Here is a 13,341-nt window from a genome sequence, read left to right as displayed (position 1 = left end):
GGACATAACCACTTTTGGTGACGCTCAGGTTAGCGCCGACTCGGTGGACTGCCCTCCCTACGGCCGGGACTCGCCCGGCCTCTCACGGGGGAGATGTTCATGGTTGCCGCTCTTGTGGCGCCCGCGCGGCCCCGCCCGGCCGATCCCGTCTCGGGGAGGACGGGCCACCGCCTGTTCGGGGTCGTCCTGACGCTGGCCGCGGCGCTGCGCGTGCTGGTCATGCTCGGGTACGACACCGCGCAGGTCTACTGGTACGACTCGTTCACCTACCTGAACACGGCCGTGCACATGCGGCCGCAGGGCGCCTTCCACCCGGCGGGCTACTCGTGGTTCCTGTGGCTGCTGCGCCCCTTCCACAGCGTCGAGCTGGTCGTCGGCGTACAGCACGCGATGGGCCTGGGCGTCGGTGTGCTGATCTACGTGCTGCTGCGCCGCTGGTCGCTGCCCGGCTGGGGGGCCGCGCTGGCCGCGGCGCCGGTGCTGTTCGACCCGGCGTTCCTGCGGCTGGAGCACGCCGTGCTCTCGGACCTGCAGGTGATCTTCCTCGTCATGTCCGCGCTCACGGTGCTGATGTGGCGCCAGGAGGTGTCGTCGCGCGCCGCCACGCTGGCGGGGGCGCTGCTCGCGCTGGCCGGACTGACCCGGACCGCCGCGGTGCCGCTGCTCGCCCTGGCCGCGCTCTACCTGCTGCTGCGCCGCACCCCGTGGCGGAAGGTCGTCGCCCTGGTGGCCGCCGGGGCGCTGCCGCTGCTCGCCTACGCGGGCTGGTACGCCCAGTATCACGGCAGGTTCGCGCTGAGCGGCTCCGACGGCGTCGCCCTCTGGGCCCGCACGATGACGTTCGCCGACTGCTCGATCATCAAGCCGCCCGCGGCGGAGGCCAGGCTCTGCCCGAACGGCACCGTCGTCGACGCCGCCTCCGAGTACGTCTGGGCGCCCGGCGCCGCGCTCAACCGGTTGCCCGGCGACCGGTTCGCCTACAACGACCTGGCCAGGTCGTTCGCCCTGAAGGCCATCGCCGCGCAGCCGTTCGACTATCTGCGCGAGATCGTCAAGGACACCTCGCTGGCCTTCACCTGGGAGCCGGTGCCACACCCCAGGCGGGTGGGCGCCATGTCGAACTTCCCGCACGGCTCGTGGGGGCTGCCGGAGGAGCACGCCCTCATCGGGCAGGTGCGCAAGGAGTATGACCCGGCCATCCGCGGCATGAGCTCGGTCGAGCCGTTCGGGTCCGTCCTCGCCGCCTACCCCTACCCGTGGTTCCTGCACGGCACGCTGTTCGGCGTGATCCTCCTGGCGGGGACGGCCGGGGCGATCGGCCGCCGCCGTCCGGCCCTGCTGCCGTGGGCGTTCGCGATGTTCCTGCTCGTCGCGCCGGTGGCGGCGCTGGACTTCGACCACCGCTACGTGCTGCCCGCCATCCCGGTCGCCTGCGTGGCCGCCGCGCTGGCCGTGCATGGGCTGCCGCGGCGGCGGAATCGCGCGGCGGGGAGTGAGCGGATTACCGTACCGGTGTGATCCGGATTCTGATCGCGGAGGATATGCACATCCTTCGCGAAGCGCTGGTCGAGCTGCTGTCGCTCGAGGACGACCTCACGGTGGTGGCGGGGGTCGCCTCAGGTCTGGAGATCGTCTCCGCCGCGCTGGAGCACCGGCCTGACGTGGCCGTGATCGACATCGATCTGCCGGGACTGGACGGCATCTCGGCGGCTGCCGAGCTGCGCCGCCGGCTGCCCGGCTGCCGCGTCCTGATCCTGACGGCGCTGGCCAAGCCGGGCGTCCTGCGCCGGGCGCTCGGTGCGCAGATCGCCGGATTCGTCCGGAAGGACATCCGCCCGGCCGAGCTGGCCGCGGCGATCAGGACCGTCGCCGCGGGGGGACGGGTGGTGGACCCGGCCCTGGCCCTGGTGGCGCTGGAGGCGCCGGAGAGCCCGCTCAGCCAGCGGGAGACCGAGGTGCTGCGCCTGTCGGCCAGCGGGGCCCAGCCCGCCGAGATCGCCGAGCGGCTCTTCCTGACCTACGGCACGATCCGCAACTACCTCACCTCAGCCGTCACCAAGCTGGGTGCTCGCAACCGGGTGGACGCCATCCGGATCGCCACCGAATCCGGCTGGATCTGAGCTGGGTCCCGCCGGGCCTGAGCTGGGTCCGGCTGGTCCTGAGCTGGGTCCGGTCAGGTCTGAGCCGAACTCGGCGACCACCTCGAACCTGCCGCCGGGCAGGAGCACCGCCGCCAACCGCCCGCCGGTGCGCTGCGCCAGGCTGCCGAGTCCGGAGCCGTGCCGCCCCGGCTCCACCGGCGTGGCCGGTTCGGCCCGCGAGACGGGCAGGGCGCCGTCGTTGACGACGCGCAACCGTACGAGCCCCTCACCGCCGGAGACGGTCACCTCACAGGTCCTGGCCTGGCTGTGCCGCAGGACGTTGGTGACGGTCTCGCGGAGCGCGGTGGCCACCGCCGTGTCGACCCCGGCCGGCAGCGGGCCGGTGGTGACCCGTGCCGTCGCCTCGATCCCGGCGGCCGTCAGCACCTCGCGCGCCGCGTCCAGCTCGGCCGCCAGCCGCAGCTCGACCCGGTCGCCGGCGATGGACCCCAGCTCCACCAGCGCCCGTTCGACCAGCGACACGAGCGAGGCGAGCTCGGTCCTGGCCCGGTCGGGGTCGGTGTCCAGCAGCCGCTCGGCCAGCTCGCCCTTGAGGGCGACCGCCGACAGGCTGAACCCGAGGACGTCGTGCAGGTCGCGCGCGATCCGGGTCCGTTCCCGCCGTACCGCGGCCTCGGCGAGCTCGTGCCGGGCCCGGTCCAGCACGGTGATCAGCCCGCTGAGGCGCCCCAGGCTGTAGGCCAGCCACGCGAGCATGACATGACCACCGAAGTTGGCCAGCCCGTTCAGGACGCCGGTGCCGGCGGTCATGCTGTCGTACAGGAGCCAGGCCAGATGCCCGGCCAGGACGGCGCCGGCGATCGCCCACGATCGAGGCGGCCGTACCGTGAGCAGCACCTTGCCGGTGAAGAAGCTCAGCACGCGGTCCCAGGAGCCGGGGATGACCGCGAGGGGCAGCAGGAACAGCAGACCCTGCACGACGAACGTGACCCGGGTCTGCGGCGCCACCTGCAGGATGACGATCCCGATGAGCCCGAGCAGCGCCCAGGCGAGCGTCTGCGGGGCGGCATGCTCCCAGTAATAGAGGTTGAGCAGCACGAGCACGCACTGGATGAGCAGCACCGCGAGCAGGACGAACCGCGCCAGCCGCGGTGACTCGATCCGCGCCGCGGGCTCGGCGATCGGGTCGGCGCGGTAGGCGCCCGCCGTCGCCCGCACCTCCGCCAAGGTCCGCCGGGCGAGCCCCACGCCCTCGCGAATGTCCTGCCGGGCGTCCACCGGCGCTTCCCGCGTCTGGAACGCGGCCGCTTTCCGCATCCGGAACGCGATCGCCCGCAGTTTCCCGCCCAGGACGTTCCGCAACTCGCCGTCCAGCCGCAGGCGTTCCCTGAGCAGCGCCAGCCGAGCCAGCTCTCCTTGGGCGTCGTGCAACCGCCGTACCGTCCTGACGAGCGCGGCGAGGCTGAACACGATGAGGGCGTCGTCCGCCGTGACGATCACGAACCAGACCGAGTCGTAGACCCCGTACCCGAGCAGGGCGGCCGTCGTGCCGGTGGCGGCCACGACAAGGCCGAACAGCGGCCAGGCCGGCCGCGCCGGGAGCACGCAGAGCACACCGGCGGCCACCGTCCAGGGCATCCAGTCCCACGCCGAGCCGACCACGAAGAAGGGCAGAAGGTAGAGCAGCACCAAGGCCGCCAGCAGCCCGTACCGGACGGCCGGGCGCCGGTGCCGCGCGAGGATCGCGATCAGCGGCGGATACGACGCCATGGTGAGCAGCAACGCGAGCGGGGCGGCGTCGCGCGACACCCCGCTCATCGTGCGGATGTAGACCAGGATGCCGAACGAGGCCCACAGCATGCCCTGGGCGACCCGCAGCGGGAGGTCGTCAGCGGTCCGTGCCAACCCGATCTCCCGATGAACTATGCAAAATGCATAACCGCCTGATTACAGGGACACTATCGGCGCCTTCTCGGTCGCTGTCACCCTTTGGGGAGATCACCTGAGCGGACATCCGTTCACCATGACCTGCGTCATGGCCGTACAAGAGCAGGGAGCCTGATGGAGCCCACCGAGGTTTTGCCGATCATCGCGATCGCCTCGCTGGTCACGGTCGAGTTCGGCGGGCACGCGCTGCTGCGCTTCATCACCACCGATCGCGGCAGGCTGGGCGAGTTACGCGAGCGGTTCTTCCGCGCCGGCCACGCGCACGCCGGAGTGCTGCTGCTGCTGTCCCTGGTGTACCTGCTCTACCTGCCCCGCGCCGGTTTCTCCGACGGGCTGGAGTGGCTGGCCGGCGGTGTCCTGCTGGTGGGGGTGCTGGCGCAATCGGGTGGGTTCTTCCTGCACCTGGCCGTCGGCGAGCCGGGGGCCCGCTCGTCCGGCACGATGCTCACCCGAGGCGGGGGCCTGCTCCTCGCCGCCGCGCTGATCGCCCTGGCCGTGGGCCTTGCCGGTGGGGCATAGCACAAGTCGATGACCTGATGGGAGAAATGATGATCTTAGTGACCGGCGCCACCGGCAATGTCGGATCGGCACTGGTGGCCGCTCTGGCTCAGGCCGGGCAGGGGGTGCGCGCGCTCGTACGCGATCCGCGGGCCGCCACGTTGCCGCCCGGCGTCCAGCCCGTCACCGGCGACCTGAACGAGCCCGGCAGCCTGACTGATGCCCTGAACGGCGTGCGAGGGGTGTTCTTGCTGCCGGGATATGCGGACATGCCCGGACTGCTGGCCCAGATACGGCGGGCGGGGGTGGAACGGGTCGTGCTGCTGTCGGGCGGCTCGGCCGAGCAGGCGGACATGAGCAACGCGGTCTCCCGCTACATGGCGCTGTCCGAGCAGGCTACGCGGGAGGCGGGTGTGCCCTGGACCTTCCTGCGCCCCAGGGCGTTCATGTCCAATGCGCTGCGCTGGCTGCCGCAGCTTCAGGCCGGCGACGTGGTGCGCGTACCGTTCGCCGGGGTGGCGGCCGCCGCCATCGACCCCGCCGACATCGCGGCGGTCGCGGCCCTGGCGCTGACGGGCGACGGGCACGAGGGCCGGATCTACGAGCTGACCGGCCCGGACTCGCTGCTGCCCGCCGACCAGGTCGCCGTGCTGGCCAAGGTGCTGGGCAGGGACCTGCGCTGCGAGGGACTGCCGGACGAGGAGGCGCGGGCACAGATGGAGGCGACCATGCCCGTCGAGTACGTCGACGCCTTCTTCAGCTTCTACGTCGACGGCACACTCGACGAGTCCCAGGTCCTGCCGACCGTTCAGGAGGTGACGGGACACCCGCCCCGCACCTTCGAACAGTGGGCGCAGGCACACTCCGACGCCTTCCGGTAGATCGAGGCGGACAAGCTGGGCGTGTTCACCACGGCCCGGCTCGTCGACACCGGGGTGCAGAACGTGCTGTACCTGAGCAGCATCGCCCGCATCCGCGGCTACTACCGCGAACTCGACCGCGAGGCGGCGCGCTACTTCGCCAGGTGGGACGCGGACGGCGGGGAGACCGCCGACGCGCTCGGGTCGCTGGCCGTCAAATCGGGCCCGATGGCCGGGCTCTTCACCGCCGCCAGCACCACCGCTACCGGAACATCCCGCGCTGAGCCGGCCCCGCACAAGAGCCCTGGTCCGGGGGCTGTCGATCATGGAAGCGATCGGTGAGCGCGACCGGCGGTTTCCCGGACTGTCCTCGGCGAGGCTGCCGCTCCGGCGAAATGTTACGTAGTATCCGGACATCACGAGCGTTGGGGGCGCCAGGGTGCCAGGACAGAGCGTGGGTGTGGTCGTCGATCCGGGAGTACCCCCGGAGGTCGCCGGAATGCTGCGTGCGAACGCCCCGCTCCTGTCCAGGATCAGAGCGGGCTGGGTGCCCCCTGTCGTGCAGCCGGTCGAGCGGCGCTGGCCGTCGAGCCTGGCGCTGCTCGCCGCCACGCCCCTGGTCGTCGCGCTGATGTCCGCGCTGCTGGCCTCCCCGGTGAAGCCGATCGGCTTCGTGCTGCTGGGCGGCTTCGTCTTCGTCGTGCTCGTCAAGATCGCCTCCATCAACGAGGTGTCGCCGCACGATCGCCCCTACGAGCGCGGTGTCTACGAGCGCGGTGTCTACGAGCGGGCCCGCTGGTACGACGGGCGCTACCTGCTGGCCGACGACTTCGACGCGGAGGCCAAGGTGGTGCTGGCCAGGGCGCAGCGGGCGATCGGCGCCGTGTTACGCTCCCACGTCAACGCCGAAGGACTGCTGGACGACGCGCGCAACGCCGTGATGCTGCCGGAGCAGGAGTGGGAGATCGCCCGGCTGCTGGCCAAGCTCGCGGCCCTGCGCGGCGAGCACAAGGAGTTACTGGCCCGCGGCATCGCACCGGAGGTCGCGGCGGTGATCGAGCCGCTCGACCGCGCCCTGGTCACCAGCGAGGCCGCGGTGGTGGCCCGCGTCGAGGCACTGGAACGTTACGCCGGGCACGTCGCCGAAGCCGAGCGCGCCTACCACGCCCGCGGCCAGATCGAGGAGCTGCGGGCCCGGCTGCCGCGCTACGAGGAGCTCCTGGCCGAGTCGGGCGCCGACGCGCTGGCCGTACCCGAGATCGAGAGGCTCGCCGAGGACGCCGACAGCCTGGAGCGGCTGCTGCGCAGGAGCGTGAGCTCGGCGCACGAGGCGTTCCGCCATCTGGAAGGCTGAGGCCGGAACCCGCGCGCAGGCACACGTCGCGGCAGTCGCACCTGGCCGTATGACACGTTTCAACACCTCTCCGGGTGACAATCCCATAAAATCCGTTTTCGTGGCGGATGTGGTGGTCGATCCAGATGTCCCGGAGGATGACGCCCAGCTGATCACGGAGAACGAGCATCTCCTGATCCGCATGCGGCGCGGCTGGGCGCCCGACCCCCTGCCGTCCAGGGCGTCCGGCAAGGCCGGGCGCGTGGCCCTCGCGGCGATCGCGCTGATGGCGATGTCCCTGCTGCTGTCCGGGACGCACACCTACCGGGCGGGCGGCCTGCTGCTGCTCAGCCTCATCGCCATCCCCGTCCTGCTCGTGGTCTTCCTCCGCAAGGACCTCGACGAGGACGAGGAGATGGCCGTGGACCGGGAGACCTACGAGCAGCTGCGCTGGTACGAGGGCCGCTACGTGCTCGCCGCCGACCTCGACGAGTCCTCCCGCAGGCTGCTCGCCCGCGCCAGGCGGGCCGTCGCCACGGTGACGCACTCGGCGGTCAACGTCGAAGGACTGCTGGACGACGTGCGCAACGCCGTGATGCTGCCCGCCCAGGAGTGGGAGATCGCCCGGCTGCTGGCCAAGCTGTCGGCGCTGCGGACCAAGCACCGCGAGACCATGTCGGAGGTGAACTCCCCGGAGGTCGCCGCCGTGGCCGAGCCGCTCGCCCGGGCGCTCGACAGCAGCGAGGAGGCCGTCGTGGCCCGGGTGGAGGCGTTGGAACGGTACGCCGCCAACGTGGCCGACGCCGAGCGCGCCTACCGGGCTCACCATCAGATCGAGGAGCTGCGGGGCCGGATCCACCAGTATGAGGAGCTGGTCTCGGAGTCGGGCGCGGACGGTTTCGCCGTACCGGAGATCACCAAGCTCGCGGAGGACGCCGACCAGCTGGAGCGGGCGCTGCGGCGGAGCGTGCGCTCCGCCCACGAGGCCTTCCGCTACCTGGACCCCTGAGGGGCTACCGGATGTGCGCTGCCTCCAGCAGCACGTCGCACAGAGCGTCGGCCGCGTCGATCCGGCCCAGCTTGCGCGCCGCCTCGGCCATCGCCCCGCGCAGGCCCGGGTCGGCCAGCAGCGGCATCAGCTCGGCCAGCAGCTGCTCGCCCGTCGGGCGCGGCTCCAGCAGCGCGCGGGCCGCGCCCGCCGAGGCCAGGTAGCCGGCGTTCTTGCGCTGCTCGTCGCCGCCGGTCGGGATCAGCGGGATCAGCACCGACGGCCGGCCGATGGCGGTCAGCTCGGACACCGTGCCGGCGCCGCTGCGCGAGATCACCACGTCGGCCGCGGCGAACAGATCGGCCAGCTCCGAGCCCACGTACGGCACCGGGTGGTAGCGGTCGGCCAGGTCCGGCGGTAGCTCGATGGCGCGCATCTGGTCGATCCACGCCGGCCCGCACTGGTGCACGATCTGGGCGTGCGGCAGCAGCCGCGGCAGGATCTCCGCGATCAGCGTGTTGATCTGCTTGCTACCCTGCGCGCCGCCCGTCACGTAGATCAGCGGCACCTCGAACGTCAGCCCGAACAGGTCGTACGCCGCGGCCCGGTTGCCCTGCAGCAGCTCCGGCCTGATCGGATTGCCGGTCACCACGGCCTTGGCGCGCGCCGACGGCGGCAGGTATTCGAGCGACGACTCGTGCGACAGCGCGATCCGCGTCGCCAGCCTGGCCAGGATCCGGTTGGCCAGCCCCACCACCGTGGTCTGCTCGTGCATCACCAGCGGGCGGCGGATCAGCTTGGCCGCCACACCGATCGGCACCGCCACGTAACCCCCGGTCGACAGCACCACGTCGGGCAGGTAGCGGGCGGCGTGCCCGATCGCCTGGACCACGCCCACCGGGATGCGGAACACGTCGGCGACGTTGGTGCCGAGCTCCTTGAGGTTGGGCCGGCGCCGCAGCTTTCCGGTGGTGATGGCCTTGAACGGGATGCCGTGCTCGGTGGTGATCCTGGCTTCCAGGCCGTTGGCGGTGCCCACCCAGAGCACGTCGTGCGGCACCTGACGTCGCTGGACGGCCGACAGGGTCGTCAGGGCCGGATAGGTGTGACCGCCGGTGCCGCCGCCGGTGATCAACAGTCGCAGGGTTCGTGACATGCGATCAGACTAGGGCCCCGGCGGGAAAGGTCGTCGCGCCGCTCGGTCACTTGGGGCTCGGCTTCGCCGGACAGGCTGCCGACCGGTAGCGTTTCCCCATGCGACTCGGCGTGCTGGACATCGGCTCGAACACCGTCCACCTACTCGTCGTCGATGCCCACCGCGGCGCGCGGCCCCTGCCCGCCTACTCGCACAAGGAGGAGCTGCGGCTGACCGAGCACCTCGACGAGCGCAACGAGCTGTCCGCCGAGGGCATCGAGCGGCTCGGTGAGTTCGTCGAGGAGGCGCTGAGCATCGCCGAGGACAAAGGCGTCGAGAACTTCCTGGCCTTCGCCACCTCGGCCGTGCGCGAGGCCGCCAACGGCGAGCACGTGCTCGCCCAGATCAACGACCGCTGCGGCGTGCACATCGAGGTCCTGTCCGGCAGCGACGAGGCCAGGCTGACGTTCCTGGCCGTGCGGCGCTGGTTCGGCTGGTCGTCGGGGCGGATGCTCGCCTTCGACATCGGGGGCGGCTCGCTGGAGATCGCCGCCGGGGTCGACGAGGAGCCCGACGTGGCCGTCTCGCTGCCGCTGGGCGCGGGGCGGCTCACCCGCAGCTGGTTCGCCTCCGACCCGCCGTCCGCCGACGAGGTCCGCAACCTGCGCCGGCACGTACGCGCCCAGATCGCCCGCACGGTCGGCGACGTCGTCCGATACGGCGAGCCCAACCGGGCCGTGGCCACCTCCAAGACCTTCAAGCAGCTGGCCAGGATCGCCGGGGCCGCGCCCACCAACGACGGCCTCTATGTCTCCCGGTCGCTGTCGCGGCAGGACATGGCCGAGTGGGCCGTCAAGCTGACCACGATGAGCTCCGCCGAGCGGGCCGCGCTGTCCGGCGTGTCCGACGGGCGGGCCGCGCAGCTGGCCGCGGGGGCCATCGTGGCCCACGCGACCATGGACCTCTTCGAGGTCGACCGGCTGGACGTCTGTCCCTGGGCGCTGCGCGAGGGGGTCATCCTGCGTCGCCTCGACATGCTGCCCAGTCGGCCGGTGTGACGTCGCGGTAACCGTGATCTACCCGAATCTCGCGCATAAGTGGCGGTTCTCGGGGCATCTCCGGCTGATGTTGGCAGTGCTCAGCACGATCGCCTCGCTGGTGATCGTCCTCATTCTGGCGTTCCTGGCCGTCTTCCTCATCTCCGTGGCCGTCCTGCTCGCGCTTGCGCTGATGGCGGGATCGACGGGCCGCAAGCCCGAGGTACGGCCGGTCATGGGAGGGCTCGAGGCACGGTTCCGGGGGACGACGATTGGGAGAACACGATTGGGGGGAACAGGAGAGCAGGTAAGACCGTCCGCCTGAGCGTGGGGGCCGTGCTTCGGAAGCCCGTTCAGTTGGCGATGAAGTGCGGCCCGGCCGCGCCCGGCGCGAAGCGCAGGCGCTTCTCCAGGCACACCACCGACCCGTCCTCGTGCCGGTTGGTGAAGCGGATGTCGTCGGCCAGCGCCCGCATGATCTGGATCCCCCGGCCGGACTCGGCGTTGGGCGCCGCCTCGTCGATGCTGGGCGGTGGGTCGAAGCCGCCGCCCATGTCGATCACTCTGATGACGCAGAGCTTGTCGTAGACCCCCGCGCTCACCACGTACTCGTCGCTGGGGCCCGCATGCCTGACAACGTTGGAACACGCCTCGGTGAGCATGAGCTCGATGTCGTCGCGGATCTGCGGCTCCACCCCCAATGACCTCAGTGTGCCGTCGAACATCTGCCTGATCAGGGGGACGCTGGCCGCATCCCTGGGCAGCCGGAGCGCTATCGTGGCCTCCACCGCACCTCCTCCAATAGTCCCTTGGACGCGTGGAGGCCTCTGCCCATTCAGACCCGCCCCAATCGTCCCTACGGTTCCATGAGGCGGAGCGCGACCTCCAGCGCGGCCGCGCTGATCTCCTCTTCGGTCAGCTTCTCGTCCTGCGTCATCCACTTGCCCGCGTGCAGCGTGAACAGCGCCATCGAGCGGCTGATGCGCACGGCCAGCGGGTCGGCGGGATCGTTGAGCTCGGAGGTCAGCTCCAGCATCACCTCGCGCATCCGATGGATCTTCGGGTGATCGCGCAGCGCCGTCTGGTTGCGCTCCATGAAGCGGGCGATCTGGAGGTAGCGCTGGTTCGTCAGCTTGTCGGCGTAGCGCAGGAGCAGCTCGCGGCGCGTCTCCGGCGTGTTCGCCTGGCTCCTGAACCAGACGAGCAGCTCCTCCGTGTCCGCCACCCGCAGGTCGGCCAGGCTGGTGACGATGTCTTCCTTGGTCTTGAAGTGGTAGTAGAGCGCCGCCTTCGTCACGCCGAGTTCCTCCGCGATCTCTCGCAGCGAGGTCGCCTCGTAACCCTGCTCGATGAAGAGCTTGAGCGCGATCTCCTGGATCCGGCTCCGCGTGTCTTCCCGCAATGTGCACCTATTTCGACTTGTATCGACTTGACCGGCGGCAAGTAAGGTTTCTAGCTTATTCTATGCTTGCCGGTCGGCAGGTAAGCAAGGATGTCCAGTGGGGTGGTGTGGATGGCGGAAGCGGTCGCACGGCGGCGTGAAGTCATGGTGGTCCTGCCCGGGCTGATGCTCGCGATGGCCCTGGCCATGCTCGACAACATGATCATGGGTACGGCGATGCCGCGCATCGTCGGCGAACTCGGGGGACTGACCCATCTGTCGTGGGTCGTCACAGCCTACGTTCTCGGTACGACGGTCTCCACCCCCATCTGGGGAAAGATCGGTGACCTGTACGGTCGTAAGTCCATCTTCATGATCTCGATCGTGATCTTCATGATCGGCTCCATGCTCTGCGGAATGGCGGGCTCCTCCCTGCTCGGCGGCCCCGACGGCGGCATGGCCGAGCTGATCGGGTTCCGCGCGCTGCAGGGTCTGGGCGCGGGCGGCCTCGTGGTCAACGTGATGGCCATCATCGGCGACCTGGTGCCGCCCCGCGAGCGTGGCCAGTACCAGGGCATCATGGCGGGCGTCATGTCGCTGACCATGATCGCGGGCCCCCTGGTGGGCGGCTTCATCACCGACAACCTCAACTGGCGCTGGGCCTTCTACGTGAACCTGCCGGTCGGCGCCATTGCCCTGGTCGTGCTGGCGATCAGGCTGAAGCTGCCCAAGCTGCACAACCAGGTGCGGATCGACTGGCTGGGCGCGATCCTGCTGTCCGTCAGCATCACCGCGATGGTCCTCATCACCACCTGGGGCGGCAACCAGTACGGCTGGGGCTCCTGGCAGATCCTCACCCTGGTGGCGATCGCCGTGGTCTCGCTGGCGCTGTTCATCTTCGCCGAAGGTAGGGCGGCCGAGCCGATCATGCCGCTCCAGCTGTTCCGCAACCGCAACTTCGCCCTGATCTCGGGCATCGGCTTCCTGCTCGGCTTCGCCATGTTCGGCGCCATCAACTTCCTGCCGCTGTTCCAGCAGACCGTCCAGGGCGCCTCGGCCACCAACTCGGGCCTGCTCCTGCTGCCGATGATGGCTTCGGCCATGGTGGTCTCGCTGTTCGTCGGGCGGGCCATCACCGCCACGGGCAGGTACAAGATCTACCCGGTGCTCGGCGGCGTCGGCATGGCCGTGGCCATGTGGCTGCTGTCGACCATGGACGTCGCCACGCCCAGCTGGCGGACGGGCCTCTACATCGCCGTCCTCGGCCTCGGCATGGGCTTCCTCATGCAGACCACGATGCTCATCGCGCAGAACAGCGTCGAGCAGAAGGACCTCGGCGTCTCCAGCAGCGCCGCCACGTTCTTCCGCTCGATCGGCGGCTCGTTCGGCGTCTCGATGTTCGGCGCCATCTTCAACAACCACCTCCTGTCCGAGCTGACCGGCCGGTTCGGCCCGCAGGCGGCGGACAAGATCGCCAAAGGCGGCGGCCGGTTGGACCCGGCGGCGCTCGGCCAGATGCCGCCGCAGATGCGCACCGGGCTGCTGGAGTCGCTCGCCGTGTCGATCTCCGGCGTCTTCTGGTGGGCCATCCTGTTCGCCGTGGCCGTGCCGGTGCTGGCGGTCTTCATCAAGGAGATCCCCCTACGCGGGAGCCCGTCGGCCGACGCCGCCCAGCAGGAGACGGTCAGCCCGGCGGCAGGCTGAACAGCTTGTCGAGCCCGGTCATCCGCATCAGGTTACGCAGATAGGGCGTCAACGCCACCACGCGCAACTCGGCGTCGGCGCCCTCGACCTGCCGCTGGAGGCGTACGAGGGCGGCCAGACCGGACGAGTCGATGAAGGCCAGCTCCGACAGATCAACGTCGAGCCGGCGATAACCGGCGTCGAACGTCAGCCCCGTCAGATCGGCGGCGGTGTCGAAGTCAAGGTCGCCGCTCAGCGCCAGCCGGATCGTCATTCCGTCCAGCGTGGCGACATCGATGCGCAGCGGCGTCTTGTCGAGCACCGTCTCAGCTTATCCACAGCGCGGATAATGGGAGGCGTGGGGCGCCCGGGTTCGG

At 70.4% G+C, this 13,341-nt stretch carries 15 protein-coding genes; 10 read left to right on the top strand and 5 right to left on the bottom strand.

What is annotated here, in order from left to right; genetic code table 11:
• Nucleotides 1–99: 99 nt before the first annotated feature.
• Both LDL49_RS21655 and LDL49_RS21650 read left to right on the top strand, forming a co-directional pair.
• Nucleotides 100–1,518 (top strand): hypothetical protein, encoded by a 1,419-nt coding sequence (locus LDL49_RS21655; RefSeq protein ID WP_225292924.1) that lies wholly within the window; start codon nucleotides 100–102, stop codon nucleotides 1,516–1,518.
• On the top strand, nucleotides 1,515–2,120 hold the full coding sequence (locus tag LDL49_RS21650; RefSeq protein ID WP_225292923.1) for a response regulator transcription factor: 606 nt from the start codon (nucleotides 1,515–1,517) through the stop codon (nucleotides 2,118–2,120). Before LDL49_RS21655 ends, LDL49_RS21650 begins: the two co-directional genes overlap by 4 nt.
• Here the strand turns inward: LDL49_RS21650 and LDL49_RS21645 are convergent.
• Nucleotides 2,046–4,007, bottom strand: coding sequence for a sensor histidine kinase (locus tag LDL49_RS21645; protein WP_225292922.1), 1,962 nt, complete (start codon nucleotides 4,005–4,007; stop codon nucleotides 2,046–2,048). The two genes, LDL49_RS21650 and LDL49_RS21645, sit on opposite strands and share 75 nt — an antisense overlap.
• Nucleotides 4,008–4,163: 156 nt before the next feature.
• Here LDL49_RS21645 and LDL49_RS21640 point away from each other — a divergent pair, with 156 nt between their 5' ends.
• The 5 genes from LDL49_RS21640 (at nucleotide 4,164) to LDL49_RS21620 (ending at nucleotide 7,749) form a co-directional block, all read left to right on the top strand.
• The gene (locus tag LDL49_RS21640) at nucleotides 4,164–4,568 is read left to right on the top strand and encodes a hypothetical protein (RefSeq protein WP_225292921.1); all 405 of its coding nucleotides are present in this window, start codon (nucleotides 4,164–4,166) and stop codon (nucleotides 4,566–4,568) included.
• A gap of 26 nt (nucleotides 4,569–4,594) precedes the next feature.
• A complete protein-coding gene (locus LDL49_RS21635) occupies nucleotides 4,595–5,428 on the top strand; it encodes an NmrA family NAD(P)-binding protein (protein ID WP_225292920.1) in 834 nt (277 codons plus the stop codon).
• A 21-nt stretch (nucleotides 5,429–5,449) separates the two neighbouring features.
• Nucleotides 5,450–5,749 (top strand): hypothetical protein, encoded by a 300-nt coding sequence (locus tag LDL49_RS21630; RefSeq protein ID WP_225292919.1) that lies wholly within the window; start codon nucleotides 5,450–5,452, stop codon nucleotides 5,747–5,749.
• A gap of 112 nt (nucleotides 5,750–5,861) precedes the next feature.
• Nucleotides 5,862–6,761 (top strand): coiled-coil domain-containing protein, encoded by a 900-nt coding sequence (locus LDL49_RS21625; protein ID WP_225292918.1) that lies wholly within the window; start codon nucleotides 5,862–5,864, stop codon nucleotides 6,759–6,761.
• Between the two features lie 100 nt (nucleotides 6,762–6,861).
• Nucleotides 6,862–7,749 (top strand): hypothetical protein, encoded by an 888-nt coding sequence (locus LDL49_RS21620; protein WP_225292917.1) that lies wholly within the window; start codon nucleotides 6,862–6,864, stop codon nucleotides 7,747–7,749.
• 4 nt (nucleotides 7,750–7,753) lie between these two features.
• Here LDL49_RS21620 and LDL49_RS21615 read toward each other — a convergent pair whose 3' ends face one another.
• Nucleotides 7,754–8,884 (bottom strand): UDP-N-acetylglucosamine--N-acetylmuramyl-(pentapeptide) pyrophosphoryl-undecaprenol N-acetylglucosamine transferase, encoded by a 1,131-nt coding sequence (locus LDL49_RS21615; RefSeq protein ID WP_225292916.1) that lies wholly within the window; start codon nucleotides 8,882–8,884, stop codon nucleotides 7,754–7,756.
• A 98-nt stretch (nucleotides 8,885–8,982) separates the two neighbouring features.
• Here LDL49_RS21615 and LDL49_RS21610 point away from each other — a divergent pair, with 98 nt between their 5' ends.
• The gene (locus LDL49_RS21610; protein ID WP_225292915.1) at nucleotides 8,983–9,921 is read left to right on the top strand and encodes a Ppx/GppA family phosphatase; all 939 of its coding nucleotides are present in this window, start codon (nucleotides 8,983–8,985) and stop codon (nucleotides 9,919–9,921) included.
• A 67-nt stretch (nucleotides 9,922–9,988) separates the two neighbouring features.
• Entirely contained in the window at nucleotides 9,989–10,225 is a 237-nt protein-coding gene (locus LDL49_RS21605) for a hypothetical protein (protein WP_225292914.1), read from the top strand.
• 28 nt (nucleotides 10,226–10,253) lie between these two features.
• Here LDL49_RS21605 and LDL49_RS21600 read toward each other — a convergent pair whose 3' ends face one another.
• Both LDL49_RS21600 and LDL49_RS21595 read right to left on the bottom strand, forming a co-directional pair.
• The gene (locus LDL49_RS21600) at nucleotides 10,254–10,688 is read right to left on the bottom strand and encodes an ATP-binding protein (RefSeq protein ID WP_225292913.1); all 435 of its coding nucleotides are present in this window, start codon (nucleotides 10,686–10,688) and stop codon (nucleotides 10,254–10,256) included.
• A 68-nt stretch (nucleotides 10,689–10,756) separates the two neighbouring features.
• On the bottom strand, nucleotides 10,757–11,302 hold the full coding sequence (locus LDL49_RS21595) for a TetR/AcrR family transcriptional regulator (protein WP_225292912.1): 546 nt from the start codon (nucleotides 11,300–11,302) through the stop codon (nucleotides 10,757–10,759).
• A 111-nt stretch (nucleotides 11,303–11,413) separates the two neighbouring features.
• Here LDL49_RS21595 and LDL49_RS21590 point away from each other — a divergent pair, with 111 nt between their 5' ends.
• A complete protein-coding gene (locus LDL49_RS21590) occupies nucleotides 11,414–12,985 on the top strand; it encodes an MDR family MFS transporter (protein ID WP_225292911.1) in 1,572 nt (523 codons plus the stop codon).
• Here the strand turns inward: LDL49_RS21590 and LDL49_RS21585 are convergent.
• Nucleotides 12,966–13,286, bottom strand: a complete 321-nt coding sequence (locus LDL49_RS21585; RefSeq protein ID WP_225292910.1) for an STAS domain-containing protein — start codon at nucleotides 13,284–13,286, stop codon at nucleotides 12,966–12,968. The two genes, LDL49_RS21590 and LDL49_RS21585, sit on opposite strands and share 20 nt — an antisense overlap.
• Nucleotides 13,287–13,341: the final 55 nt, after the last annotated feature.

The organism is Nonomuraea aurantiaca (genome assembly GCF_020215705.1).
Taxonomy (GTDB): Bacteria; Actinomycetota; Actinomycetes; order Streptosporangiales; family Streptosporangiaceae; genus Nonomuraea; species Nonomuraea aurantiaca.
Note: the sequence above shows the minus strand (reverse complement) of the source record. Positions and strands in the feature narration are given on the sequence as shown.

Coding starts and splice junctions, on each gene's coding strand:
- LDL49_RS21655 (WP_225292924.1), top strand. CDS start 100: ATGGTTGCCGCTCTTGTGGCGCCCGCGCGGCCCCGCCCGGCCGATCCC.
- LDL49_RS21635 (WP_225292920.1), top strand. CDS start 4,595: ATGATGATCTTAGTGACCGGCGCCACCGGCAATGTCGGATCGGCACTG.
- LDL49_RS21640 (WP_225292921.1), top strand. CDS start 4,164: ATGGAGCCCACCGAGGTTTTGCCGATCATCGCGATCGCCTCGCTGGTC.
- LDL49_RS21615 (WP_225292916.1), bottom strand. CDS start 8,884: ATGTCACGAACCCTGCGACTGTTGATCACCGGCGGCGGCACCGGCGGT.
- LDL49_RS21605 (WP_225292914.1), top strand. CDS start 9,989: ATGTTGGCAGTGCTCAGCACGATCGCCTCGCTGGTGATCGTCCTCATT.
- LDL49_RS21590 (WP_225292911.1), top strand. CDS start 11,414: ATGGCGGAAGCGGTCGCACGGCGGCGTGAAGTCATGGTGGTCCTGCCC.
- LDL49_RS21610 (WP_225292915.1), top strand. CDS start 8,983: ATGCGACTCGGCGTGCTGGACATCGGCTCGAACACCGTCCACCTACTC.